This window comes from Thalassospira sp. ER-Se-21-Dark (assembly GCF_017922435.1).
Classification (GTDB): domain Bacteria; phylum Pseudomonadota; class Alphaproteobacteria; order Rhodospirillales; family Thalassospiraceae; genus Thalassospira.
Genome location: NZ_VDEZ01000002.1, coordinates 643,346 through 666,123 on the forward strand (window position 1 = coordinate 643,346; position 22,778 = coordinate 666,123).

22 protein-coding genes and 1 riboswitch are annotated in these 22,778 nt (G+C 54.3%); of the genes, 20 read left to right on the forward strand and 2 right to left on the reverse strand.

The genetic code is table 11. The features are described from left to right. Positions 1 to 22: 22 nt before the first annotated feature. The 6 genes from FHI25_RS10635 (at position 23) to ribB (ending at position 8,142) form a co-directional block, all read left to right on the forward strand. The gene (locus tag FHI25_RS10635) at positions 23 to 2,689 is read left to right on the forward strand and encodes a valine--tRNA ligase (protein ID WP_210517650.1); all 2,667 of its coding nucleotides are present in this window, start codon (positions 23 to 25) and stop codon (positions 2,687 to 2,689) included. A gap of 207 nt (positions 2,690 to 2,896) precedes the next feature. Further along, on the forward strand, positions 2,897 to 4,297 hold the full coding sequence (gene pabB / locus FHI25_RS10640; protein WP_210517653.1) for an aminodeoxychorismate synthase component I: 1,401 nt from the start codon (positions 2,897 to 2,899) through the stop codon (positions 4,295 to 4,297). Then, positions 4,294 to 4,881, forward strand: a complete 588-nt coding sequence (locus tag FHI25_RS10645) for an aminodeoxychorismate/anthranilate synthase component II (protein WP_210517656.1) — start codon at positions 4,294 to 4,296, stop codon at positions 4,879 to 4,881. The genes pabB and FHI25_RS10645 overlap by 4 nt, the downstream gene beginning before the upstream one ends. Before the next feature lie 13 nt (positions 4,882 to 4,894). Next, complete coding sequence (locus FHI25_RS10650) at positions 4,895 to 5,752, forward strand: aminotransferase class IV (RefSeq protein WP_210517659.1); 858 nt, start codon at positions 4,895 to 4,897, stop codon at positions 5,750 to 5,752. Between the two features lie 56 nt (positions 5,753 to 5,808). Then, a complete protein-coding gene (locus tag FHI25_RS10655) occupies positions 5,809 to 7,086 on the forward strand; it encodes an EAL domain-containing protein (RefSeq protein WP_210517662.1) in 1,278 nt (425 codons plus the stop codon). A 104-nt stretch (positions 7,087 to 7,190) separates the two neighbouring features. Continuing rightward, positions 7,191 to 7,341, forward strand: a riboswitch (FMN riboswitch). 132 nt (positions 7,342 to 7,473) lie between these two features. After that, the gene (ribB, locus tag FHI25_RS10660; protein WP_210517666.1) at positions 7,474 to 8,142 is read left to right on the forward strand and encodes a 3,4-dihydroxy-2-butanone-4-phosphate synthase; all 669 of its coding nucleotides are present in this window, start codon (positions 7,474 to 7,476) and stop codon (positions 8,140 to 8,142) included. A gap of 83 nt (positions 8,143 to 8,225) precedes the next feature. On the opposite strand, the gene xth is transcribed toward ribB, so the two are convergent. Then, positions 8,226 to 9,005 (reverse strand): exodeoxyribonuclease III, encoded by a 780-nt coding sequence (gene xth / locus FHI25_RS10665; RefSeq protein WP_210517668.1) that lies wholly within the window; start codon positions 9,003 to 9,005, stop codon positions 8,226 to 8,228. 89 nt (positions 9,006 to 9,094) lie between these two features. Next, positions 9,095 to 9,436 (reverse strand): iron-sulfur cluster insertion protein ErpA, encoded by a 342-nt coding sequence (erpA, locus tag FHI25_RS10670; RefSeq protein ID WP_008890980.1) that lies wholly within the window; start codon positions 9,434 to 9,436, stop codon positions 9,095 to 9,097. Between the two features lie 233 nt (positions 9,437 to 9,669). Here erpA and argS point away from each other — a divergent pair, with 233 nt between their 5' ends. From argS to FHI25_RS10740, 14 genes are all read left to right on the forward strand, one after another. Further along, positions 9,670 to 11,421 carry an arginine--tRNA ligase gene (gene argS, locus FHI25_RS10675; protein ID WP_210517671.1) on the forward strand — a complete coding sequence of 584 codons (1,752 nt, stop codon included), beginning with the start codon at positions 9,670 to 9,672 and terminating at the stop codon, positions 11,419 to 11,421. 3 nt (positions 11,422 to 11,424) lie between these two features. Next, positions 11,425 to 12,309 (forward strand): SPOR domain-containing protein, encoded by an 885-nt coding sequence (locus FHI25_RS10680; RefSeq protein ID WP_210517674.1) that lies wholly within the window; start codon positions 11,425 to 11,427, stop codon positions 12,307 to 12,309. Beyond that, positions 12,296 to 13,366 (forward strand): beta-N-acetylhexosaminidase, encoded by a 1,071-nt coding sequence (gene nagZ, locus FHI25_RS10685; RefSeq protein ID WP_246879036.1) that lies wholly within the window; start codon positions 12,296 to 12,298, stop codon positions 13,364 to 13,366. The genes FHI25_RS10680 and nagZ overlap by 14 nt, the downstream gene beginning before the upstream one ends. After that, entirely contained in the window at positions 13,363 to 14,046 is a 684-nt protein-coding gene (locus FHI25_RS10690) for a site-2 protease family protein (protein ID WP_008890984.1), read from the forward strand. Before nagZ ends, FHI25_RS10690 begins: the two co-directional genes overlap by 4 nt. A 33-nt stretch (positions 14,047 to 14,079) precedes the next feature. Then, positions 14,080 to 14,949: a ScpA family protein gene (locus FHI25_RS10695; protein WP_120224757.1), complete on the forward strand. Its 870-nt coding sequence runs from the start codon at positions 14,080 to 14,082 to the stop codon at positions 14,947 to 14,949. A gap of 18 nt (positions 14,950 to 14,967) precedes the next feature. Beyond that, complete coding sequence (scpB, locus tag FHI25_RS10700; protein ID WP_210517679.1) at positions 14,968 to 15,804, forward strand: SMC-Scp complex subunit ScpB; 837 nt, start codon at positions 14,968 to 14,970, stop codon at positions 15,802 to 15,804. A gap of 105 nt (positions 15,805 to 15,909) precedes the next feature. Then, positions 15,910 to 16,953 carry an ABC transporter ATP-binding protein gene (locus FHI25_RS10705; protein WP_210517682.1) on the forward strand — a complete coding sequence of 348 codons (1,044 nt, stop codon included), beginning with the start codon at positions 15,910 to 15,912 and terminating at the stop codon, positions 16,951 to 16,953. 174 nt (positions 16,954 to 17,127) lie between these two features. After that, entirely contained in the window at positions 17,128 to 17,364 is a 237-nt protein-coding gene (gene tatA, locus FHI25_RS10710; RefSeq protein WP_044829067.1) for a twin-arginine translocase TatA/TatE family subunit, read from the forward strand. 35 nt (positions 17,365 to 17,399) lie between these two features. Then, complete coding sequence (gene tatB / locus FHI25_RS10715) at positions 17,400 to 17,798, forward strand: Sec-independent protein translocase protein TatB (RefSeq protein ID WP_210517685.1); 399 nt, start codon at positions 17,400 to 17,402, stop codon at positions 17,796 to 17,798. Positions 17,799 to 17,800: 2 nt separating this feature from the next. Beyond that, positions 17,801 to 18,799, forward strand: a complete 999-nt coding sequence (tatC, locus tag FHI25_RS10720; RefSeq protein ID WP_246879082.1) for a twin-arginine translocase subunit TatC — start codon at positions 17,801 to 17,803, stop codon at positions 18,797 to 18,799. 100 nt (positions 18,800 to 18,899) lie between these two features. Further along, complete coding sequence (gene serS, locus FHI25_RS10725; RefSeq protein WP_120224752.1) at positions 18,900 to 20,174, forward strand: serine--tRNA ligase; 1,275 nt, start codon at positions 18,900 to 18,902, stop codon at positions 20,172 to 20,174. Between the two features lie 12 nt (positions 20,175 to 20,186). Continuing rightward, on the forward strand, positions 20,187 to 20,954 hold the full coding sequence (gene surE / locus FHI25_RS10730) for a 5'/3'-nucleotidase SurE (RefSeq protein WP_210517691.1): 768 nt from the start codon (positions 20,187 to 20,189) through the stop codon (positions 20,952 to 20,954). After that, positions 20,951 to 21,604: a protein-L-isoaspartate(D-aspartate) O-methyltransferase gene (locus tag FHI25_RS10735; RefSeq protein WP_008890993.1), complete on the forward strand. Its 654-nt coding sequence runs from the start codon at positions 20,951 to 20,953 to the stop codon at positions 21,602 to 21,604. Before surE ends, FHI25_RS10735 begins: the two co-directional genes overlap by 4 nt. Before the next feature lie 81 nt (positions 21,605 to 21,685). Then, the gene (locus FHI25_RS10740) at positions 21,686 to 22,741 is read left to right on the forward strand and encodes a peptidoglycan DD-metalloendopeptidase family protein (RefSeq protein WP_246879037.1); all 1,056 of its coding nucleotides are present in this window, start codon (positions 21,686 to 21,688) and stop codon (positions 22,739 to 22,741) included. The last annotated feature ends 37 nt before the right edge of the window (positions 22,742 to 22,778 follow it).

Here is a 22,778-nt window from a genome sequence, read left to right on the forward strand (position 1 = left end):
ACCCGCAGCGGATCAAAAGACCATGTTGGAGAAGACCTACAACCCGGCCGATGTTGAAGGCAGACTTTACGATAAATGGGAAAAAGCAGGGGCATTTGCCGCTGATCCGGCATCCAGTGCCGATCCCTATGTCATCATGATGCCGCCGCCCAACGTGACCGGTAGCCTCCACATGGGGCATGCACTGACATTTACGCTTCAGGACATCCTGGTCCGCTATAACCGGATGAAGGGCAAGGATACCCTTTGGCAACCGGGTACCGACCATGCAGGCATCGCGACCCAGATGGTCGTTGAACGCCAGCTTGGCCAACAAAATGTCACGCGCCATGACCTTGGCCGTGAAAAGTTTGTCGAGAAGGTCTGGGAGTGGAAAGAAAAATCCGGTGGCACCATCACCAATCAGCTGCGCCGTCTGGGCGCGTCGCCCGATTGGCCGCGTGAACGGTTCACCATGGATGATGGCCTGTCGGCTGCGGTCCGCAAGGTGTTCGTCAAACTGCACAAGGATGGCCTGATTTACCGTGACAAACGTCTGGTGAACTGGGATCCGAAACTTCTGACCGCGATTTCCGACCTTGAAGTCGTTCAGAAAGAAGTCAAAGGCCATTACTGGCACTTCAAATATCCGATTGAGGGCCGTGACGGCGAGTTCATCACCGTTGCAACTACTCGTCCGGAGACGATGCTGGGCGATACCGGCGTTGCCGTCCATCCGGATGACGAACGCTATCAGGACCTGATCGGGAAATACTGCATTCTTCCGATTGTTGGACGCCGCATCAAGATCGTCGCCGACGAATATGCCGATCCGGAAAAAGGGTCGGGGGCTGTTAAGATCACACCGGCGCATGATTTCAATGACTTTGAAGTCGGCAAACGCGCTGGTCTGGAAAAGATCAATATCCTTGATGATTATGCGCGCATCAATGATGAAGCACCCGAGGAATACCGCGGCCTTGATCGTTTTGAAGCCCGCAAACTGATCGTTGCAAAGATGGACGAGCTCGGTCTGCTTGAAAAGATCGAGGATACCGTTCACATGGTTCCATACGGTGACCGTTCGAACGTCGTGATCGAGCCGTATCTGACCGATCAGTGGTTTGTAAATGCCGAGGTTCTTGCCAAGCCCGCCACTGAAGCGGTTGAAGATGGCCGCATTCGTTTTGTGCCGAAGAACTGGGAAAATACCTATTTCGAATGGATGCGTAACATCCAGCCATGGTGCATTTCCCGTCAGCTTTGGTGGGGGCACCGTATTCCGGCATGGTTTGGCGACGACGGCGAATTCTTCGTTGAAGAAACCGAGGAAGAAGCCATGGCCGCCGCCAAGGCGCATTACGGCAAGGATGTCGAACTGACCCAGGAAACCGACGTTCTTGATACTTGGTTCTCATCTGGTCTGTGGCCGTATTCGACGCTGGGCTGGCCGGAAAAGACCCCGGAACTTGCCAAATATTATCCGGGCGATGTTCTGGTTACCGGGTTTGACATCATCTTCTTCTGGGTTGCCCGGATGATCATGATGAGCATGTATTTCATGGACGGCAAAGTCCCGTTCCGTGACGTTTACATTCATGCGCTGGTGCGTGATGAGCACGGCCAAAAGATGTCCAAATCAAAGGGCAACGTCATCGATCCGCTTGAGATCATTGACGAATATGGCTGTGATGCGCTGCGCTTTACCCTGACGGCATTGGCTGCACAAGGCCGCGACATCAAGCTTGCCGCGTCCCGTGTTGAGGGTTATCGCAACTTCGCGACCAAGCTTTGGAATGCGGCCCGCTTTGCCGAAATGAATGAATGCAAACCGGTTGATGGCTTTGACCCGGCGGGTGTGAAATCGACCCTTGGTCGCTGGATCGTTGGCAAAACGGTTGAAGCTGCCAAGGCAGTTGGCACCGGCATTGAGACTTATCGGTTCAACGATGCCGCCAGCAGTGCCTATCAGTTTGTTTGGGGTTCTTTCTGTGACTGGTATCTGGAACTGGCGAAACCGGTTCTGATGGGCAATGACGAGGAAGCCAAGGCGGAAATTCGCGCGGTTACCGCGTGGGTTCTTGATCAGATCCTTTTGATCTTGCATCCGGTGATGCCGTTCATCACCGAAGAGCTTTGGGAAAAGACCGCCGATAGTCGTGCCAAAATGCTGATTGCCGAAGGGTATCCGCAGTTTGACGAAGCCCTGATTGATCGTGAAGCCGAGGCCGAGGTCGATCTGGCCATCCGCCTGATTGGTGACATCCGTGGTGTCCGTTCTGAAATGAATGTGCCGCCGGCGGCCGAAGTTCCGATCTATCTGGTTGATGCCACCGACGCGATGAAGGCGGCTGTCACGGCACAAGAAGCACAGGTCAAACGCCTTGCGCGCGTTGCAGATGTTGCCTTTAAGGGACAGGGCGATGTCGAGGCGATTGCCAAAGGTGCGATCCAGACCGTGGTTGATGGTGTGACGGTCTTCGTTTCGGTTGCCGATTTCATTGATGTTGCGGCTGAAAAAGCGCGTCTTGAAAAGGAAATTCAGGACAAGACGAAATACATCAAGGCCCAGGAAGGCAAGCTTTCGAACGAGAAGTTCGTCAGTCGCGCACCTGAGCACATCGTCACGGCCGAAAAAGCCAAGCTTGAAGAAGCACGTGATACCCTTGCCAAGCTCAACGAAGCTTTCGCGCGTATTGCAGCGATGTAGGGTTTCGGACCAATCTGCGAGAAAGGCCAGCCATCTTTGGTTGGCCTTTTTTGTTCTGGGTTCAATTGAACTGTCGTGATGTCGCAAAAATCTTCACCCGATCATGCAGAATCGCTTAGATTGGCGTCGCCCGTTCCTGTGAGCGAACAGAACCCCCATGGAATGACGATTTTCGTCGCGTCCAGTCGATAAGAATGCGCCGGCCCAATGCTGATTGAAGAATGCCCCTATATCGAGCCCGTTGATGCCTATGGCGCGTTTGCGCCATTTGCCGATAGCCATTTTTTGGATTCAGGTGACCGTGACCGGTTCTCCTACATTGTCGTGTCGCCGCTGCATAAATTGACGGCGAAGAACGGGCAGGCGGTGCTGGATGGCTTTGAAGTTCCGGGAAACCCGTTTGACGTCCTTGGCGATCTGTTGGCGCGCTATCAGATTGAAGCGACGCAAGACCTGCCGCCGTTTCAGGGCGGTGCTGTTGGCTATTTTGGCTATGAGTTGGTGCATCAGACAGAGTTGTTGCCCACAGCACCCGACGACTGGCTTTCAATGCCGGACATGGCCGTCGGGATTTATGATCTGGTGATCGCATTTGACCAGATTGACCGGCGGATGTGGCTTATTTCCACCGGCATTCCAGAGACCGAAGGTCCAAAGCGCGATCAGCGTGCAAATGATCGTATGGCGTTGATCCGAAAGTATCTAAGACTTGCACGGCCGCTGATTGATACGCCCGCTGTGCCGCATGTACCAAACGTTTCGAACTGGCAGTCAAACTTTGATCGCGCCAGCTACAAGGCCGCCGTGCAGCGGGTAATTGATTACATCTTTGCCGGTGACATCTTTCAGGCCAACCTGTCGCAAAGCTTCCGCGCAGAATACGCAAGTGATGCCATCCCAAAGCGGTTCGACCTTTATCGTCGTTTGCGTAACATCAGTTCCGCGCCCTTCGGCGCATTCCTGAATTTCGGGGATGTTACGGTGCTGTCAAATTCGCCAGAACGGTTCCTTAGGGTCAGAAACCGGCAGGTCGAAACCAAGCCGATCAAGGGCACAAGACCGCGTGGCGAGACACCGCTAAGCGATGCCGAACTGGCACAGGAATTAATGTTGTCGCCAAAGGATCGCGCAGAAAACGTTATGATCGTTGATCTTTTGCGTAATGACCTGTCAAAAGTGAGTAATCCTCACAGTGTGAAAACACCGGTGATCTGCGCGTTGGAAAGCTATGCCAATGTGCATCATCTGGTGTCCACCGTGACAGGCGAACTGCGAGAAGGCAAAACGGCTGTTGATGCATTGCGTGCATGTTTCCCCGGTGGGTCGATCACTGGTGCACCGAAAATTCGCGCGATGGAGATTATTACCGAGCTCGAGAAAACAACGCGCGGTGCGTATTGCGGTGCCATTGGCTATATCGGATTTGATGGGGCGATGGACACAAACATTGCCATCAGAACGCTTAGCGTAAATGGCGGCAAAATGGCGTTCAATGTTGGCGGCGGGATCGTTGCTGACAGCGACCCGGCAGCGGAATACGAGGAAACGCTTGTTAAAGCCGCCAAGATGTTTGAGTTGTTCGGAATAAGTGCCGGGGATCTGCTATGATCCTGCTGATTGATAATTATGATTCGTTCGTTTTCAATCTTGCCCGCTATCTTGAGGAACTCGGACATGCGGTCAAGGTCGTACGAAATGATGAGATCACGGTGGCAGACGTTCGTGCCCTTAAACCGTTGGCGATCGTCTTTTCGCCGGGACCCTGCGGACCGGATGAGGCGGGAAACAGTCTGGAACTGATCAACGCGCTAAAAACCGAGTTTCCGATGCTTGGCGTCTGCCTTGGGCATCAGTCTATCGCCCAGGCATTCGGTGGAACGGTCAAGCGCGCAAAACGGCCGGTCCACGGGATGACATCATCGATCCGGCATAGCGGGGACGATTTGTTTGTTGGATTAAACAATCCTTTGCAAGTCACGCGATATCACTCGTTAATCGTTGATTTGCCAAATGATGGCACTTTGATCGAGACAGCAACAGGCCCGGACGGAGAAGTCATGGCATTTGCCCATGCGACCTTGCCGATTTACGGTGTTCAGTTCCATCCCGAGGCCGTGCTTACGGAACAGGGCCACGCGCTGTTGGCGAATTTTCTGAAACGTGCTTCCGGGCAGGGAGCCGATAACGATTAAAAGGGACCAGGCTATGCAGGTTTGGATGAATGGCAGTTTTCGTGATCTTGATGAAGCGTCCATTCCGGTAACGGATCGTGGCTTCCTGCTGGGTGATGGTTTCTTTGAAACCATGCGTGCGCACGAAGGGAAAATTGCCTGGCTAGAAGCCCATATGGGACGGCTTGACCATCATGCCGAGCTGATTGAGTTCCCCCTTGACCTGTTGCCCGAGACAGAAGAAGTCGCAGAAATCGTTGCCAAGCTGTTTGAGCAAATTCACCGCAAGGATGCGGTTGTTCGTATGACAGTGTCACGCGGCCCGGGCGAACGTGGATTGCTGCCACCGGGGTCGCCGGACCCGACCATCCTGATTACCGCCGAGCCCTTTGATCCGCTTGACCCGAATATCGGGCTGACCCTGGCGACGTCACAGAAGGTGCGCCGAAACCCGCATTCGGTCGCGGGCAGCATCAAAAGCACCAACTATATGGATAACATCGCGGCCAAACAGGAAGTACAGAGATACGGTGCACAAGACGCGCTTATTCTGTCGGCTGATGGCCATGTGGCAGAAACGACGGTCGCCAATCTGTTCGGGATTATCGGCGAAGCCCTTTGGACGCCGGATGAGGATACCGGGATCCTTTGTGGACTTGCCCGCGATTACGTGCTGCAAGTTGCCGAAGAATCCGAGATTGAAGTGACTTTCGAACCGAAGGCACCAGAAGAGCTCAAAGAGTTCGATGCCGTGTTTACCGCCAATGCACTGCAGGGGCTGCGCGTTGTTGACCGAGTTGATGGCTATGTTGTCGGTGTACCGGCGAAAACCTTCTTTACCGACCTTGCACTAAGGGTGGAAGCGGAGCTATGCGATGGTATAGTAATTTAGGTTGAGTTCACCACTTTAGTGACGTATGTTCAGCTGCAATTCAAACTGGAATGCATATGAACGCGCACACCACCAAACCACCTGTCACAATCAATCGCTTTGTCGAAAGCCTGCGTAAAAACGCGGCCAAAGGCAAAGCGATTTCGTTTGGAATCCTGAATATTCCGGCCGACTTGCGTCTTGGTACTGATGACTATCAGGCCATTACCCGGGATGCTTTCCACAATCTCCCCGAGAACACCAAGGTCCATCGCCTGGAAAACGCCATGGTGGCTTTTGTGCATGCAGGATCGTGGACCAACGACGACAACACCTTTGTCGAGCATATCCGGGAAATTTTGACCGACGTGCTGGACCGTCAGGGTCTTGGCCATATTCCTTCCAATCTCTGGAACCGCTTTGAATGGCCCAAAGATCAGGAGAAGTTGGCAGATTTACTCGGCATCACACTTGCAGAAAGACCAAGCAGTGACGTTTCCGTGCGCTTTGATATGGCTGATATGCTGCGTGGCGCGATCACGACAGAGGCTGTATTTGACTCTTGCCGACGCCAAGCCATCGTCTGTTTTGATGACACCCGACGCGAGGTGTTAGGCCACGAGATCTATTGTTCGCTTGATTACCTGCGCCAAAACCATCTTGCCAGTTTCCTGTTGGAAGGGCCGGGAGAGATTGAAATCCTGTCGCGTGTTTTGGATGAAAAAGTCATGGATGTGACGGCAGCACTGGCACCGTCCATTTTGCCAGACCGACTGCATTTGAACATGCAAATCCAGACCGTTCACAGCGACAAGTTTACCGATTTCATCGCCGAACATGACGGTAAACTGATCGAAAACATGGCCATCGAATTTTCCATGGAGAACGCGATCGCAAACTGGTGGGAATTTGAAGACGCGTGCGAGCTCCTTCATTCCTTGGGAATACAGGTTGGTCTTGACCGTATCACGTTGCCCGCACTCGAATTTCTGTCGCCGCGCAAGATGAATGTCGATTTCATCAAGGTCATATGGGATCAGAACATTGTCGGATCGCGTCGCGCAGAAGTCGCCGAAAGACTGCGAGAGTTTGCTGTTTTGTTTGCCGACCGCAGCCTGATCCTTACACGGTGCGACAGCCGAACGGCGCTTCGCATGGGCCGCAGTCTGGGGGTGGATGTCTTTGAAGGCAGCTATATTGACGCGATGCTTGGCAGCTATCTTCATCGGGAATGCAAATCCAAAAGCAGATCATCGGACAAAAAATGCGCCGTTTGCCAATGGGCGCCGCGCGAAGCCCGGAATAACGGATGCGATTTCCATTTCCGTGCAGGCAAATTGCTTTCAGACATTTAAACCACAAGGTTTTAAGGGTTTTATGGCGTTTGACAACACTGGCGCGCTTTCATAAAGTGCGCGTGTTGATCAATTGTGGTTAACGTTTGTCGTTGAAACACGGCGCTTATTCTCAGGGCAGGGTGAAAATCCCGACCGGCGGTAAACCAGTTTTGGTAAGCCCGCGAGCGCCCACAGGTCGCAAGATTTTTGGGGTCAGCAGATCCGGTGAGATTCCGGAGCCGACGGTAACAGTCCGGATGGGAGAGGATAAAGCGTGACGGTCGTGACAGGAACGCTTTGGCGTGACTGGTATGCCGTCTGCCTGCGACCGCATTGTGACATTTGTCGCAAAGCGGGCCTTTCTTTGTTGCCCTGGTTCGTAAGCCCCATCCGTAGAGGACGGTTATGAATCAGAGTATTAAAAAACAATCCGATCTGTCGATCTTTGGCGATCCGCATGCGCGCATGGAACGTGCGCTTGATGATCTGCGCCAGGGAAAAGGTGTTCTGGTTGTTGACGATGAAGATCGCGAAAATGAAGGCGATCTGATCTTTTCAGCAGAAAATCTGACCAATGAACAAATGGCGATGCTCATCCGCGATTGTAGCGGTATCGTCTGCCTGTGCCTGACCGACGAGAAGGCCACAGAACTTGAACTGCCGCCCATGGTTGCTGACAACACATCCAGCATGGGGACCGGTTTCACCGTCACCATTGAAGCCAAGGTTGGTGTCACAACCGGTGTATCGGCCGCTGATCGTGTCACCACGGTAAAAACGGCCATCGCTGATGATGCAAAACCGAGTGATCTGGCGCGTCCGGGCCATGTCTTTCCGCTGCGTGCGCGCCCGGGCGGTGTTCTTGAACGTCGCGGCCATACCGAGGGTACGGTTGATCTGATGCGTCTGGCAGGGTTCAAGCCGGCTGGCGTGCTGTGTGAAGTCACCAATCCGGATGGCACCATGGCGCGGCTGCCGGAACTGATCGAATATGCCAAGACCCACGATATGGTCGTGATCAGCATCGAGGATATCGTCGCGTATCGCATGGCGATGAAGCAGGCGGCTGAATAAAGCCAATCTGTTGCCATTGATAAAAGAAAAGGGCCGCATCCTGATAGGTGCGGCCCTTTTGCTGTTTTGGTGATCGAACGTGATCAGTCGTCAATCATGCACCAGACCGGTGTGTGATCAGATGCCTTTTCCTTGCCGCGTGGCTCCCGGTCGATGTCCGATGCGCTCAGACGGTCTGCCGCCGCCGGGGTCAGAAGGAGGTGGTCAATACGAAGACCGTTATCCTTGTTCCAGGCACCGGCGCGATAGTCCCACCAGCTATATTGATGACCTTTCGGGTTGAAGGTCCGGAACGCGTCGGTAAAGCCCATATTCATCATGGTGCGCAGGCGTTTGCGTTCAACCGTTGTGCACAGCACCCTTTCGCGCAGTTTCACCGGGTCATAGACGTCCATGTCATCGGGCGCGATGTTGTAATCGCCGCCCATGACAGCGGCGTCACCACTGGCACGAATTTTCTCAAACCGGGTGATCAGGCGATCTAGGAAGTTCAGTTTGTAATCAAACTTTTCGTCGCCAACGGCCGTTCCCATTGGAACATAGATCGACGCAACCCGGACCGGCCGATTGGATCCGATGGTTGCCTCGATATAGCGGGCCTGTTCGTCATCATCGTTGCCGGGCAGGCCGCGTTCGACATCTTCGATCGGGAATTTGGAAAGGATCGCAACGCCGTTATAGGTCTTTTGACCGTGAATGGCGATGTTGTAACCAAGGTCCTCGATCTCCATCGCGGGAAACGCGTCATCAACCGTCTTGGTTTCCTGTAACAGGACCACATCGGGTTTCCCGTCCTGCAGCCAGTCAAGAATGTTTGGCAGGCGTGCCTTGATCGAGTTGACATTCCAGGTGGCGATTTTCATTCGGGCCTCGGCTTTTTGGGTGTTTGGTCAAACAAAACGGGGTTCGCCAATAACGAACCCCGTTTTATAAATCGGTTTGTCGATCCGGATCAAATCGAGAAACTTGATCCGCAGCCGCATGAAGAGGTGGCATTCGGATTGTTCACACGAAAAGCAGAGCCAACCAGCTCACGCACGAAATCAATCTCTGCACCGCCGAGAAGATCCAGCGATACTTCGTCGATCACCATTTTCGCTCCGTGGTTTTCGAAGATACGATCTTCGTCAGTGGTGTCTGAATCGAGCGAGAACTCATACTGGAACCCACTGCAACCGCCGCCAGACACCTGCAAACGCAGCATGGTGTTCGCAGCACCTTCGCTGGCAATCAGTTCCTGAATGCGTTTTGCAGCACTTTCAGTCATTTGAACTTGCCGAGAAGAATCGGTCATTCAACACTCCTTGGTCTTGTCCTGCCGGGGCAGGTGTGTTTGCGATCCTTGATCACATCATAGCATGATCCGAACGCAGTATTTGAGTCAGTATTTAGCGCGCATGGCTGAAATGTCAAAACCTGTAATCACTCCAAACAAGGGTGACTTGCGTTTTGAGGTGAAATGGCTCAAAACAGGCGCCAGTCAATTGGCCGGTCCGGTCAGAACCAGAAATTACAAAGTTCCAAGTCATGAATGTTTTCAGCCTGTTGAAAAGCGACATCGAGAATCAGATTCTCGCCCTTGAAAAAGACGGTGTTCTCCCTGCGGGAACCGACACTTCACGTGTCACGGTGGAGCCGCCGCGCGATGCGTCTCATGGGGATGCCGCAACAAATGCGGCGATGTTGCTTTCAAAGGCTGCTGGCATGAAGCCGCGTGATCTGGCGGAAAAGCTGGCTGAAAAACTGCGTGGCCTTGATCACATCGAAGAAGTCGAGATTGCTGGCCCGGGTTTCATCAATTTGCGGATGGCCGAGCGGTTCTGGCTTTCACAGATCAGCCAGATTCTTGAAGTCGGCACTGCCTATGGCAATAGCGACCTTGGCAAAGGCGAAAAGATCAACGTCGAATATGTTTCGGCAAACCCGACCGGCCCGATGCATGTCGGCCATTGCCGTGGGGCGGTTGTTGGTGACGTGCTTGCCAACTTGCTTGCAAAGGCGGGCTACGCCGTTACCAAGGAATATTACACCAATGATGCCGGTGCGCAGGTGGATGTTCTCGCACGGTCGCTTCATTTACGCTATCGCGAAGCCCTTGGCGAAGAGATCAGTGAAATTCCGCAAGGCCTGTATCCGGGGGATTATCTTGTCGCGCCGGGCAAAAAGCTGGCGGAACGCGATGGTGACAAGTGGCAGAATGCCCCGGAAGATGAATGGCTTGAAGAGTTTCGTGCTTTCGCCATCGTCGAGATGATGGCCCTGATCAAGGAAGACCTTCGTCTTCTTGGTGTTTCCCATGATGTTTTCACATCCGAAGACGGCTTGGTGAAGGCGGGCAAGGTCCAGTCGGCCTTTGAACATCTTGAGAAAAAAGGTGACATCTATGTCGGTGTTCTGGAACCGCCAAAAGGCAAGAAGCCGGATGACTGGGAACCGCGCCCGCAAACCTTGTTCCGTGCAACAGAATTTGGCGATGATGTCGATCGGCCTTTGAAAAAGTCCGATGGCAGTTGGACCTATTTTGCGTCCGACATCGCCTATCACTTTGATAAGTACGAGCGCGGCTTTAACCTGATGATCGACATCTTTGGTGCCGACCATGGCGGGTATGTCAAGCGGATGAAGGCGGCCACCAAGGCGATCACACACGGCGAGGGCGACCTTGATGTCAAGCTTTGCCAACTTGTCAGCCTGTTTGACAATGGCGAGCCGGTCAAAATGTCGAAACGTGCCGGAACGTTCGTCACCCTGCGTGACGTGGTTGAGCGCGTTGGCAAGGATGTCGTGCGTTTCATCATGCTGACCCGCAAGAATGATGCCGCACTTGAATTCGATTTTGCCAAGGTGACCGAACAGTCCAAGGACAACCCGGTTTTCTATGTTCAGTATGCGCATGCACGTGTGAATTCGGTCTTCCGTCAGGCGGCAGAAGCCTTCCCGGGACAAGACCTGTCGGAGAAGACGCTGGCGACCGCGGACCTGTCACTGCTGAGTTCAGAAGATGAAAAGCTTCTGGTGCGCCGCATGGCTGAATGGCCGCGGATTATCGAACAGGCGGCCGTTGCCCATGAACCGCATCGCATTGCCTTTTTCCTGACAGAAATTGCCGCAGAATTCCATGCATTGTGGAACAAGGGACGTGACAACACCGCGCTGCGCTTCATCATTGCCGATGATTTGCCAGCGACTCTGGCACGTCTTGCGATGATCCGTGCCGTTGCCACGGTCATTGCTTCCGGTCTTGAGGTTGTGGGCGTTACGCCTGTTGAGGAGATGTAAGAGATGAGCGAAGAACACGGTGCCGACCTTCATGCAGAGCGCGCAGATCATTACGGATCAGAAAAGCCCGCCAGCAAGAGCATGATCAAAGGGCTGGCTACCGTGTTTCTTGGCGTTGTCGTGGTTGGTGGCGCGCTGGGCGGGGCAGGTTACTGGTTTTATAATCAGGGCCAACCCATTCAGGACGATGGCAATTTGCCGATCCTGCTTCCTGATCCATCACCGATCAAAATTCGACCGGAAGATCCGGGGGGAATGGAAGTTCCCCACCGTGAAACGACAGTCTACGACCAGCTAAGCGACGTTGATCCGGATGCAAATGTCGTGTTGCAGGAACTTCCCGATATGCCGCGCGCACCGGAAGTCTCGGCAACGCCCAAGGCAGCCCAGCCAAATCCAACGGACGAGGCACCGGCAGATGCGGGCGCAACCGAAACAGCGGATGCACCGCAAGCGACCGAAGCCGACGGCAATGCTGAGCCTGCTGTTAAAGCGCCGGAAATTGCAGCTCCTGAATTGACTGACGCCGAGAAGGCTGTTGCCGCTGCTGAAAACCGCACGACCGAAGCCCCGGCCAAGGAGCAAGCATCAACAGAACCGGCACCAGCACCGAAGACAACGGCCGCGGCTCCTGCGTCGGGCGCATTCCGTGTCCAGCTGGCTTCGGTCCGCGAAGAAAGCGGGGCGACTGCTGAATGGAAACGGTTGTCTTCGAAAAACAAAGACTTGCTTGGTAATCTTGAGATGTTTGTGCAACGTATTGAGATCGAAGGCAAAGGTGTCTTCTATCGGTTGCAGGCAGGCCCGCTTGGCGATACCGGGGCTGCAGAAAAGCTTTGTGCGGATTTGAAAGAACGCAATGTGGGGTGCCTCATTGTCCGGCCTTGAAGTCAAAAAGCCACGTGCCTGCATTCTTGGTGTTTCGGGAACGGAGCTTAGCAATTGGGAAAAGGGCTTCTTGCGTGAGGCCGATCCGTTCGGGTTTATCCTGTTTGCCCGCAACATCGAAAACCGTAATCAGGTCCGTGCCCTGACCAACGCGCTGCGAGAAACCGTTGGTAATACCAACGTACCGATTCTCGTCGATCAGGAAGGCGGCCGCGTCATGCGGTTAAAACCGCCACATTGGCGCAGAATTGCACCCGCCGGCGCGTTTGGTGATCTGTTTGATCGCAATCCGGATGATGCTCGCGAGGCGGCCTATACCAGTGCGCGGCTGATGGCGATGGAACTGCGCGAAGCCGGTTTTAATACAACCTGCGCACCTGTTCTTGATCTTCGTCTGCCGGGTATGAGTGACGTGATCGGTGACCGGTCATACGGCGCAGAGGTCGGCAAGGTCGTGATGCTGGCCAGTGCCGTGGCGGCAGGCCTTCTGGATGGTGGCATTGCGCCGATCATCAAACATATCCCTGGGCATGGCCGTGCGACGGTAGACAGTCACAAGGACCTGCCGATTGTCACCGTATCGCACGAGACACTGTCCGAGTTCGATTTTGCGCCCTTCGCGCACATGAAGGACGTGCTGGCGGCGATGTCGGCCCACCTGCTGTTTACCGCCATTGATGATCAACGCCCCGGCACAGTCTCCGCAACTGTTATTCAGGACATCATTCGCGGCGAGATCGGCTTTGACAACCTGCTGATCAGTGATGATCTGTCCATGGAGGCGCTCGGTGGCTCCATCGCCAGTCGGACGCATGAATGTCTGCGTGCCGGGTGTGATATTGCGCTTCATTGCAATGGCAAACGCACCGAGATGGAAGAAGTGGTGTCAATGGCACCGCTTTTGACCGGTACGTCCTTGCAGCGCGCACAGACCTTTACCAACCAAATTGCCACGTTCAAACACGACGCGCCAAGCAGCACCCAGATTACCGATTGGCAGGCCCGACTTGCCGATCTTCTGGCGCCGGTGTGGTCCGCAGGAGATGATCAGAAGTGAATGACACCATTGACCTGATCGTTTCGGCGACAACCTGGATCATTCCGGTTTTGCTGGCCGTTACGTTGCACGAGGCAGCACACGGTTTCGCCGCCAAGCTGTTTGGTGATGATACGGCCCAACGCATGGGTCGGCTAAGCCTTAACCCGATCCGCCATATTGATCCGGTTGGCACCATCCTGATCCCGGGTTTGCTTTTGATAACAGCCGCACCGTTCCTGTTTGGCTATGCCAAGCCGGTACCGGTGGCGTTTCATCGCCTGCATCCGCAGCGTTTGGGCGTGATTGGCGTTGCGATTGCAGGTCCGGCGACCAACGTGGCACTTGCCATTGTATCAATCCTGCTTCTGGTGTGGCTGCCAAGCTTCTCGCCAGCGGTAAATGACTGGCTTGCGACCATGCTTAATCAGTCACTTTGGCTGAATTGCATTCTGGCGGTGTTTAACATGTTGCCGATCCCGCCACTTGACGGTGGCCGGGTTCTGACCGCAATTTCACCGATGCCGATTGCACGGGTCTTGGCGCGTATGGAAAAAACCGGCATGATCATATTGATCGGATTGGTCTTTCTGTTGCCCTATGTCACGACGCAACTTGGTATAGACCTGCCGGTGTTCCAGTGGTTGGTACTTGAACCGGCCAATGCACTGGTCAGGCTTCTGGCAGATATCTTTGCCTGAACGCCGACAGACGCGGGGGATAGTCGGGGATAGATGGCAGACCAGTTCGAATTCGAAATTCCAGATGATGTGTTTGACAAGAAACCGGTCGATGACGAACCGAGCCTTGCCGAACGCCTGATTCTTGATCTGGACGGGTTCGAGGGGCCGCTTGATGTGTTGCTTGAACTGGCACGCGACCAAAAGGTCGATATCATCAAGATTTCCATTCTCGATCTTGCCGAACAATATCTTGAATTCATCAATACCGCACAGGGTTTGCGCCTTGAACTGGCGGCTGATTATCTGGTGATGGCCGCCTGGCTTGCCTACCTGAAATCGCGCCTGCTGCTTCCAAAACAGGAAAGTGACGAGGAAGAACTCAGTGCCGAGGAAATGGCAGAACTTCTTGCCTTCCAGCTGAAGCGCCTTGAGGCGATGAAAGCGGCCGGTGAGAAACTTCTGGAACGCCCCAACTTGGGACGTGATTTCTTTGGTCGCGGCGATCCTGAGGAAGTCCGGGTTACAACGGCGTCTGTCTATGATGCATCGCTTTATGACCTGCTGAAGGCTTATGCGCGGATCATGCTGACATCGGAAAGCAAAACGCTTGAGATCGAGGCATTTGATCTATACGCGATGGATGATGCCATCCAACGGTTGCGCGATTTGTTTGGTCGTCGTGTGGTGCCGACATGGACAAGGCTGCTTGAATTCATGCCGCGCGGACTCGGAACGCCGCTTAAGGCGCGCTCGGCATTGGCGGCGCATTTTGTTGCCAGTCTTGAAATGTGCCGCGATGGCGAACTGGAAATCTCACAAGAAGAGACCTTTGGGCCGATTCTGCTGCGATCACCACAGACTGTGCGGGAAGGGGATCTGCCGCGCAATTATGACTACGACGCAGACACGTTTAAGAAATAAGTTGGGCAGGGGCACTCAATGAGCGAAGAAACGCAGCTTGAAATCGAAGGCGTCGAATCCGGTCCGGAAATTGACTTTCAACATATTCGCATTGTTGAGGCCGTTTTGTTCGCCTCTGCCGAACCGGTCAGTGAGCGGGTGATTGCTGCACGCTTGCCCGAGGGCACTGATGTCACCGCCATCATGCACGCGCTTGCCGAGACCTATGAGCCGCGTGGCGTGAACCTGAAACAGATTGGCGATAAGTGGGCATTTCGTACCGCGATGGACCTGGCCGGGGACCTTCATATCGAGGTCGAAAAGGCCAAGAAGCTGACGCGTGCGACATTGGAAACCCTTGCCATCATTGCCTATCACGAGCCGGTCACAAGATCGGAGATCGAGGAAATCCGTGGCGTGGCGCTGTCCAAGGGGACACTTGATATCCTGCTTGAATCCAAATGGATCCGTCCGCGCGGGCGCAAACGGGTGCCAGGCCGCCCGGTTCTTTGGGCGACAACAGATAACTTCCTTGATCACTTTGGGCTTGAAAGCCGTGATGATCTGCCGGGACTGGCGGATCTGAAAGCAGCAGGGCTGCTTGACAGTCGACCGGGTATGGGCCGCTATGGTGCGAGTTCGGATGATGAAGCCTTGCCGGATCTGATCGACGATGGTGAGGTCACCGATTCTGTCGTCGAAGAGGCCCTGACGACCCGCAATCTCGAAGATCTGGATGAAACCATCTATTCAGACAATCCGAACCTGTATGACGATGATGAACAGGTACCGGGCAGGGCACGTGAAAGCGACGCTGAGGACTTCGAGGACGACGAAGACGCCCCAGTGAGCGATCACGATCCCGAAACCAATTGATCCATCTTCTTGCATCACATGGGCGCTGACCTTAAGTTCCACGAAAGATTTCGCAAATCAATTGCACCTGCGGGTGCCCGATCCCTGTTGTAAGAAGAGTTTTCGATGACCGACGGCCTGAAGATGTCGCATGTTTCTCACCTTTTCGGCGAGAACCGCGTTTTGCGCGATATCAGCTTTGATGTTGCCCCCGGCGAGTTGGTGTGTCTGCTTGGCCCGTCGGGGTGTGGCAAGACCACAGCACTTCGCCTGGCGGCAGGCCTTGAAAAGCTTCAGGTTGGCGCGATTTCCGTCGATGATCAGATTGTCGCCCAGCCGGGTGGCTATGTAGAGCCCGAAAAGCGCGGTGTCGGAATGGTCTTTCAGGACTATGCGCTGTTCCCGCATTTGAATGTGGCGAAGAATATCGGCTTTGGCCTGCGTCATTTCAGCGAAACCGATCGCATGAGTGCAATCAAGGCAGCACTCGAACAGGTCGGCATGTCCGAATATCTTAATGCCTATCCGCACGAGCTTTCTGGTGGTCAGCAGCAGCGTATTGCCTTGGCGCGCGCGCTTGCGCCGAAGCCGCGAATTATGCTGCTTGATGAACCGTTTTCCGGTCTTGATGTCGCACGACGTGCGGATTTGCGCGATACCACCTTGCACGTTCTTAAGGATGCCGGGATCGCCACTGTGATGGTCACCCACGATCCGCAGGAAGCCATGTATATGGCCGACCGGATCATCATTATGAATGAAGGGCAGATCATGCAGGACGGATCGCCGGAAACACTGTATTTCCGGCCTGAAAATCGGTTTGTTGCTTCGTTCTTTGGCGAGGTAAACCGTTTTCCGGGAACAGTTGTGGATGGCAAGGTTGCAACACCGTTTGGTGATGTCGATAGCCAAGGCATCGAAAACGGCACTGAAGTGGAAGTCCTGATCAGGCCAGAAGGCCTGCATATCGGCGAAGCGCTGAACGGGCATGACGTTCTGGCGCATGTCGATGCGGTGCGTGTCCTTGGTGAAGTCAATCTGGTTCACCTGACACTTGAGGCCGGAGCCCACATTCACGCGCGTGTCCCGCGACGCTTTTCACCGATTAATCAGCCATCTGTCGCTATTACGCTTGATCCCGACATGGCCTTCGTGTTTCCTATGACCTGATGCGTCGTCGCGGACCGGGTTTTGGCCTGTTTCGACAGACGGAAAGACGCACATTAAACAGGTATTTTGCACTGCATGGTTATTAACCAACCGTCGCATTGCACAGTGGGGGGCTTTCTGCCATTATCCGGGCAAGTCGCCGGCAGGCAGAATGGATCTTTGGAGATTTAAGTTATGGGTATTGGCGTTTGGCAAATCGTTCTGATTCTTGCGATTGTCCTGATCATCTTCGGCGCAGGCAAGCTTCCGAAAGTGATGGGTGACATGGGCAAAGGCATCAAGAGCTTCAAAGCGGGCATCAACGAAAAAGAAGAAGATGCGGGCGCTTCGGCCAAGACCATCGAAAACACGACCTCTGCTTCGGTTTCATCCGAGAGCAAGGACAATGAAAAGGATTCTGTGAAATCCTGATCGTCTGTCGGATTTCCTTCAGATAGGCGTGTCATATGTTTGATATCGGCTGGACCGAAATGGCTCTTGTGGCCGTCGTCGCACTGTTTGTCGTCGGCCCCAAAGAGTTACCGCATTTGCTGTACAAATTGGCGGGCTACTGGAAAAAAGTGCGCGGTATGGCGCGTGAATTCCAGAGCGGAATTGATGACATCATCCGTGAAGCGGAACTTGATGATCTGCGCAAGCAGGTCAACAGTTCGCATAGCAATCCGACCGATTTTCTGGAAAACAAAATCTCAAGCCCAAAAAGCGACGGCAAAAAGACCGAGTCCAAGCCGAAAGCAGAGAAACCGGCCGAAAAGGCTGATGCTCCTGCTGCAAAATCGGCAACGACAACGGGTGCGCCCGCAGATGACAGCAAGAAAAAAGATCAGCCGGAGAGCCAGGCGTGAACATGCAATCGCATGACAAACAGATGCCGATCATGGAGCATCTGATCGAGCTGAGAAACCGCCTGACTTGGGCGGTTCTTGCTTTGTTTATTACCTTTGGTGTCTGCTATTACTTTGTCGAGGATATCTACGGGTTCCTCGTCCAGCCGCTTGCAGAAATCATGGGGCCCGACAGGCGCATGATTTATACCGCCCTGACCGAAGTGTTCTTCACTTACGTCAAGGTTTCGTTCTTCGCGGCCTGTTTTGTCTCTGCACCAGTATTCCTCGGACAGTTTTGGGCGTTTGTCGCGCCGGGTCTTTACAAGAATGAACGTTCAGCATTCATGCCGTTCATCTTTGCGACCCCGATCCTGTTCCTGATGGGCGGTGCACTGGTCTATTACCTGATCATGCCGTTGGCCTGGAAGTTCTTCCTCAGTTTCGAACAGGCGGGTGGTGCGTCAAACCTTGCGATCCAGCTTGAAGCCAAGGTGGGCGAATACCTGTCGCTGGTCATGAAGCTGATCTTCGCGTTCGGGCTTTGCTTCCAGTTGCCGGTGCTGTTGACGTTGATGGCGCGTGCCGGCATCGTCACCGCGGATGGTCTTGCACGTCGCCGGAAATACGCAATCGTCATTGCATTCGGGTTTGCCGCCGTTCTGACCCCGCCGGATCTGATTTCCCAGATCGGGTTGGGCATTCCGATTATCATTCTTTATGAAATCTCGATCATCATGGCGCGCATTTCCGAGCGCAAGCGTGCGAAAGCCGCCGCGGACGATGACGCGGATGAGGATGACGAGACGGACTCAGATGATGACGGAGAGGCAGAGGTCGCAACCGGAACCGCGGTCGCAACGGCGCAAGACGGTGTCGACGCACAAGGTGAGGCGGCTGCATCCTATGATGACGGTCAGACTTCCTTGACCCGATCCTCTGACGACGAGGGGGATGCGCCAAAGCTGTCCGGACCGTCGAACAATGATGACGGCGAGGATGATTTCAACAACGCCCGTTGATTGAAATCCCCCGCCTGAACCGTCCGATTTGACGGGGTGGACCTCGTGTCCACCCCATCGTATAAAGCCACAAACAGATAGACTGACAGGGTGCTCTTCGATGCACGACATTAAATGGATTCGGGACAATCCCGAGGCTTTTGACGCAGCAATGACTGCGCGCAAACAGGACGTTACCGCACAGCGTCTGATCGATATCGACGTTGAACGCCGTAAACTGATGACCGAACATCAGGAAATGCTGGCCCGCCGCAAGACGATCTCAGGTGAAATCGGCAAATTGCGCAAGAATGGCGAGAATGCCGACGACCTGATGGCCGAAATGGGCACGCTCAAGGACAAGATAAAGGAAGCCGAGGACGGTCAGGCATCCCTGAATGACCAGCTTGATCTTTTGCTGTCGTCTTTCCCGAACATTCTTGATCCCGAAGTCCCGGTTGGCGAAGACGAAAACGACAATGTCGAAGTCAATCGTTGGGGGACCCCGGGTGAGTTTGATTTCCAGCCGCTCGAACATTTCGAGATCGGCGAGAAACTCGGCATGATGGATTTCGAAACTGCAGCCAAACTGTCTGGTTCCCGGTTCGTCATTCTGCGTGGCGGTCTGGCCAAACTCGAACGTGCGCTTGCTCAGTTCATGCTGGATCTGCACACCGGCGAACATGGTTATCAGGAAACCATCACGCCGATGCTGGTGCGCGATGACGCCATGTTTGGTACCGGCCAGTTGCCGAAATTCGCCGAGGATTCGTTTAAAACTACCAATGATTACTGGCTGATCCCGACGTCAGAAGTGACCCTGACCAACCAGGTTGCCGGTGACATTATCGATCAGGCAAAACTGCCGCTGCGCTATACCGCACTGACCCAGTGTTTCCGCTCCGAAGCGGGGTCGGCAGGGCGTGATACACGCGGCATGATCCGCCAGCACCAGTTTTCCAAGGTGGAAATGGTTTCGGTTGTCGAAGCAGAGAAATCTGACGAGGAACTGACCCGCAAGACGCGCTGTGCCGAAACAGTCCTTGAACGTCTTGGTCTGCCGTATCGCACGGTTATTCTTTGCACCGGTGACATTGGGTTCTCGGCGGCAAAAACCTATGACATAGAAGTCTGGTTGCCGGGACAGGGCAAGTACCGCGAAATCTCGTCTTGCTCAAACACGCGTGATTTCCAGGCGCGTCGCATGAATGCACGTTATCGTGCTGCCGGTGACAAAAAGACTCAGTTTGTTCATACCCTGAACGGGTCTGGCCTTGCCGTTGGTCGTTGCCTGATTGCCGTGATGGAAAACTATCAGCAGGCGGATGGCTCGATCCGTGTTCCTGATGCGCTCAAACCTTATATGGGCGGGTTAGAGGTAATCTCGGCGGGCTAGGACGATACCGACATGATGGATCTCACCAAAGCACGCATCCTGATCAGTAATGATGATGGCATTGACGCGCCCGGGATCAAGATATTGGAACAGCTCGCACGCGAGTTTTCCGATGATGTGTGGGTGATTGCACCGTCAATGGAACAAAGCGGGGCGGGGCATTCCCTGACCCTGCGCCGTCCATTGCGTATTCATAAACGCGATGAACGGCATTTTGCTGTGGATGGCACGCCAACCGATTGCATTCTGCTTGGCTTACAGCAGGTTATGCGCGACACCCCGCCAGATATCGTGCTTTCGGGGATAAACCGGGGTGGAAACCTTGGTGAAGACGTGACTTACTCGGGGACGGTTGCCGCCGCCATGGAGGCAACATTGCTTAATGTGCCTGCGGTCGCGTTTTCACAGTATTTTTCTGGTGACATGATCGACTGGACGATTGCCGAAAAGTACCTCAAGGATGTTCTGGCAACTTTGGTCACGACAACTTGGCCCAAAGGCGTTCTGATCAACGTCAACTTCCCGGATCACGAAGCCAATGGCGGTGCAGAGATAAAAATCTCAAGACAAGGGCAGCGCAAGATCGGTGATCACATCGCCGAACGCCTTGATCCGCGCGGCGAGCCCTATTACTGGATCGGCGCTATTCAGTCTGAACTGCCAGAAGATAAAAAGTCTGATCTGCGCGTGATCGAGCAGGGCAATGTTTCTGTCACCCCGATCAGCCTTGATTTTACCCACTACGATACGTTTGAAAAACTGACGAAGGCCTTTCCGTGAACGAGCCGGTGATTACGCGCGAAACCGCCATAGCCAATTTGTTGCAGATCCTTCGTGATGATGGCATTCACGATGAAGCCGTGCTGTCTGCACTGGCCGATATCCCGCGTGAGATTTTTGTCGCCGACCCATTCGTCAGCCGGGCCTGGGAAAACGTCGCGTTGCCGATCAGCAAGGGCCAAACGATTTCACAGCCCTATATCGTGGCTCTGATGACACAGGCGCTTGAGCTTAATGATCGTATGAAGGTGCTGGAGGTCGGCACCGGTTCTGGTTATCAGGCAGCGATCCTGGCCAAGCTCGCCCGGCGTGTTTATACCCTTGAGCGTCACAAGCCACTCCTGCGCGAGGCCGAGGACAAGTTTCGCGAGTTGGGCCTGCACACCATTTCGACATTGCATGCCGATGGCGGACTTGGGTGGAAAGCACAGGCACCGTTTGATCGCATTATTGTTACGGCGGCAGCACAGGACGTTCCGCCGGTGCTTGTCGATCAGCTTGCAGTCGGTGGCATCATGGTCGTGCCAGTGGGGGAAGTATCCCACACACAGCTTTTACTTCGCGTTTTGCGGACGCCCAGTGGGGTCGATGTTACCGAACTGATGCCTGTCCGGTTCGTTCCCATGCTTCCGGGCACCGAGGAATTCTGACACCTGTCAGGCCATTTAAATCCATCCTGAACACCTTGATGCTTACTGATTGTTAACCGCTGATCGGAGACAATCAGAAGCATGATGGAAAATTGTGTCAAAAGCGCTGTTTATCACGGAAAACGCCTGTTGCTTGTTTGTGCAGCAAGTGCGGCGCTTGGCGGCTGTTTGCTCAATTCCGTGCCGGTACCGGTGGTTTATGGCGATGGGGCGAGCTACAGCCCCTATAGCATGCCAAAGCTCAAGAACGGGGAACGGGTCATCACGGTCGAGCCGGGCGACACAGTTTCGCAGCTTGCCGTGCGCTATCACATGGACTTTATGCAGTTCACCCGCCGCAATGACCTTCGCGAACCGTATGTAATCTACCCGGGGCAGCGCCTTGTCCTGCCGCCGTGGACACCAAATTACGACAGCCTGCCACCAGATACAGCGGTTGCGTCCAGATCGAGCACCCCGACCAAAACCGTCACGATTGGCGGCAGACGTCAGGTCGTAAGCGTTCCGGCGAAAGCAACCAGTGCGCCAGCACAGACCGCGCGGCCGACGACGACCGTCGCACGCGTATCACCACGCAACGGCGGAAGCATTCCGACGCCAGGACTGAAACCACAGGACTATGCCGCCGCTGCCGAACGTCAGATGGCCTCCGCCCGCAGCTGGCAGACGGACAGCAAATCGACACCGATTGCTGGGCAGGGCAGCTCTGTGCGTCAGAATGTCACCTTGGCCGATCCATCTGCACGTAAAGGGTTCATCTGGCCGGTTCAGGGCAAGGTTGTTCTGAAATACGGTGCTGGGACAGGTGGGTTGTTTAATGACGGTATCAATATTCAGGCCAATCGCGGCACGCCCATTCTTGCCGCCGACAACGGTGTTGTGACCTATGTCGGCAACGAGTTACGCGGTTTTGGCAACCTGATCCTGATCAAGCATGCAGATAACTTTGTGACCGCCTATGCACACACCGAAAGCCCGCTGGTCGCCCGCGGTGATGTTGTGACGCGAGGTCAAAAGATCTCGACGGTTGGTACGACCGGGGCCGTGACCTTCCCGCAGCTTCACTTCGAAGTCCGCCAGGGTCGCAAATCATCAGACCCGATCAAGTTCCTGCCAAGCGTGATGGTGTCGCGCTAACAAAAACACCCGGACAATCGGCCCGGGTGTTTTCCGT

What these genes read in the sequence shown, in the direction of transcription:
- tatB (WP_210517685.1), top strand. Translation starts at nt 17,400, where the DNA reads ATGTTTGATATCGGCTGGACCGAAATGGCTCTTGTGGCCGTCGTCGCA.
- erpA (WP_008890980.1), bottom strand. Translation starts at nt 9,436, where the DNA reads ATGACCGATTCTTCTCGGCAAGTTCAAATGACTGAAAGTGCTGCAAAA.
- tatC (WP_246879082.1), top strand. Translation starts at nt 17,801, where the DNA reads ATGCAATCGCATGACAAACAGATGCCGATCATGGAGCATCTGATCGAG.
- FHI25_RS10680 (WP_210517674.1), top strand. Translation starts at nt 11,425, where the DNA reads ATGAGCGAAGAACACGGTGCCGACCTTCATGCAGAGCGCGCAGATCAT.
- FHI25_RS10740 (WP_246879037.1), top strand. Translation starts at nt 21,686, where the DNA reads ATGATGGAAAATTGTGTCAAAAGCGCTGTTTATCACGGAAAACGCCTG.
- ribB (WP_210517666.1), top strand. Translation starts at nt 7,474, where the DNA reads ATGAATCAGAGTATTAAAAAACAATCCGATCTGTCGATCTTTGGCGAT.
- scpB (WP_210517679.1), top strand. Translation starts at nt 14,968, where the DNA reads ATGAGCGAAGAAACGCAGCTTGAAATCGAAGGCGTCGAATCCGGTCCG.
- pabB (WP_210517653.1), top strand. Translation starts at nt 2,897, where the DNA reads ATGCTGATTGAAGAATGCCCCTATATCGAGCCCGTTGATGCCTATGGC.
- FHI25_RS10695 (WP_120224757.1), top strand. Translation starts at nt 14,080, where the DNA reads ATGGCAGACCAGTTCGAATTCGAAATTCCAGATGATGTGTTTGACAAG.
- argS (WP_210517671.1), top strand. Translation starts at nt 9,670, where the DNA reads ATGAATGTTTTCAGCCTGTTGAAAAGCGACATCGAGAATCAGATTCTC.
- FHI25_RS10635 (WP_210517650.1), top strand. Translation starts at nt 23, where the DNA reads ATGTTGGAGAAGACCTACAACCCGGCCGATGTTGAAGGCAGACTTTAC.
- FHI25_RS10705 (WP_210517682.1), top strand. Translation starts at nt 15,910, where the DNA reads ATGACCGACGGCCTGAAGATGTCGCATGTTTCTCACCTTTTCGGCGAG.
- surE (WP_210517691.1), top strand. Translation starts at nt 20,187, where the DNA reads ATGATGGATCTCACCAAAGCACGCATCCTGATCAGTAATGATGATGGC.
- FHI25_RS10645 (WP_210517656.1), top strand. Translation starts at nt 4,294, where the DNA reads ATGATCCTGCTGATTGATAATTATGATTCGTTCGTTTTCAATCTTGCC.
- tatA (WP_044829067.1), top strand. Translation starts at nt 17,128, where the DNA reads ATGGGTATTGGCGTTTGGCAAATCGTTCTGATTCTTGCGATTGTCCTG.
- serS (WP_120224752.1), top strand. Translation starts at nt 18,900, where the DNA reads ATGCACGACATTAAATGGATTCGGGACAATCCCGAGGCTTTTGACGCA.
- FHI25_RS10655 (WP_210517662.1), top strand. Translation starts at nt 5,809, where the DNA reads ATGAACGCGCACACCACCAAACCACCTGTCACAATCAATCGCTTTGTC.
- FHI25_RS10650 (WP_210517659.1), top strand. Translation starts at nt 4,895, where the DNA reads ATGCAGGTTTGGATGAATGGCAGTTTTCGTGATCTTGATGAAGCGTCC.
- xth (WP_210517668.1), bottom strand. Translation starts at nt 9,005, where the DNA reads ATGAAAATCGCCACCTGGAATGTCAACTCGATCAAGGCACGCCTGCCA.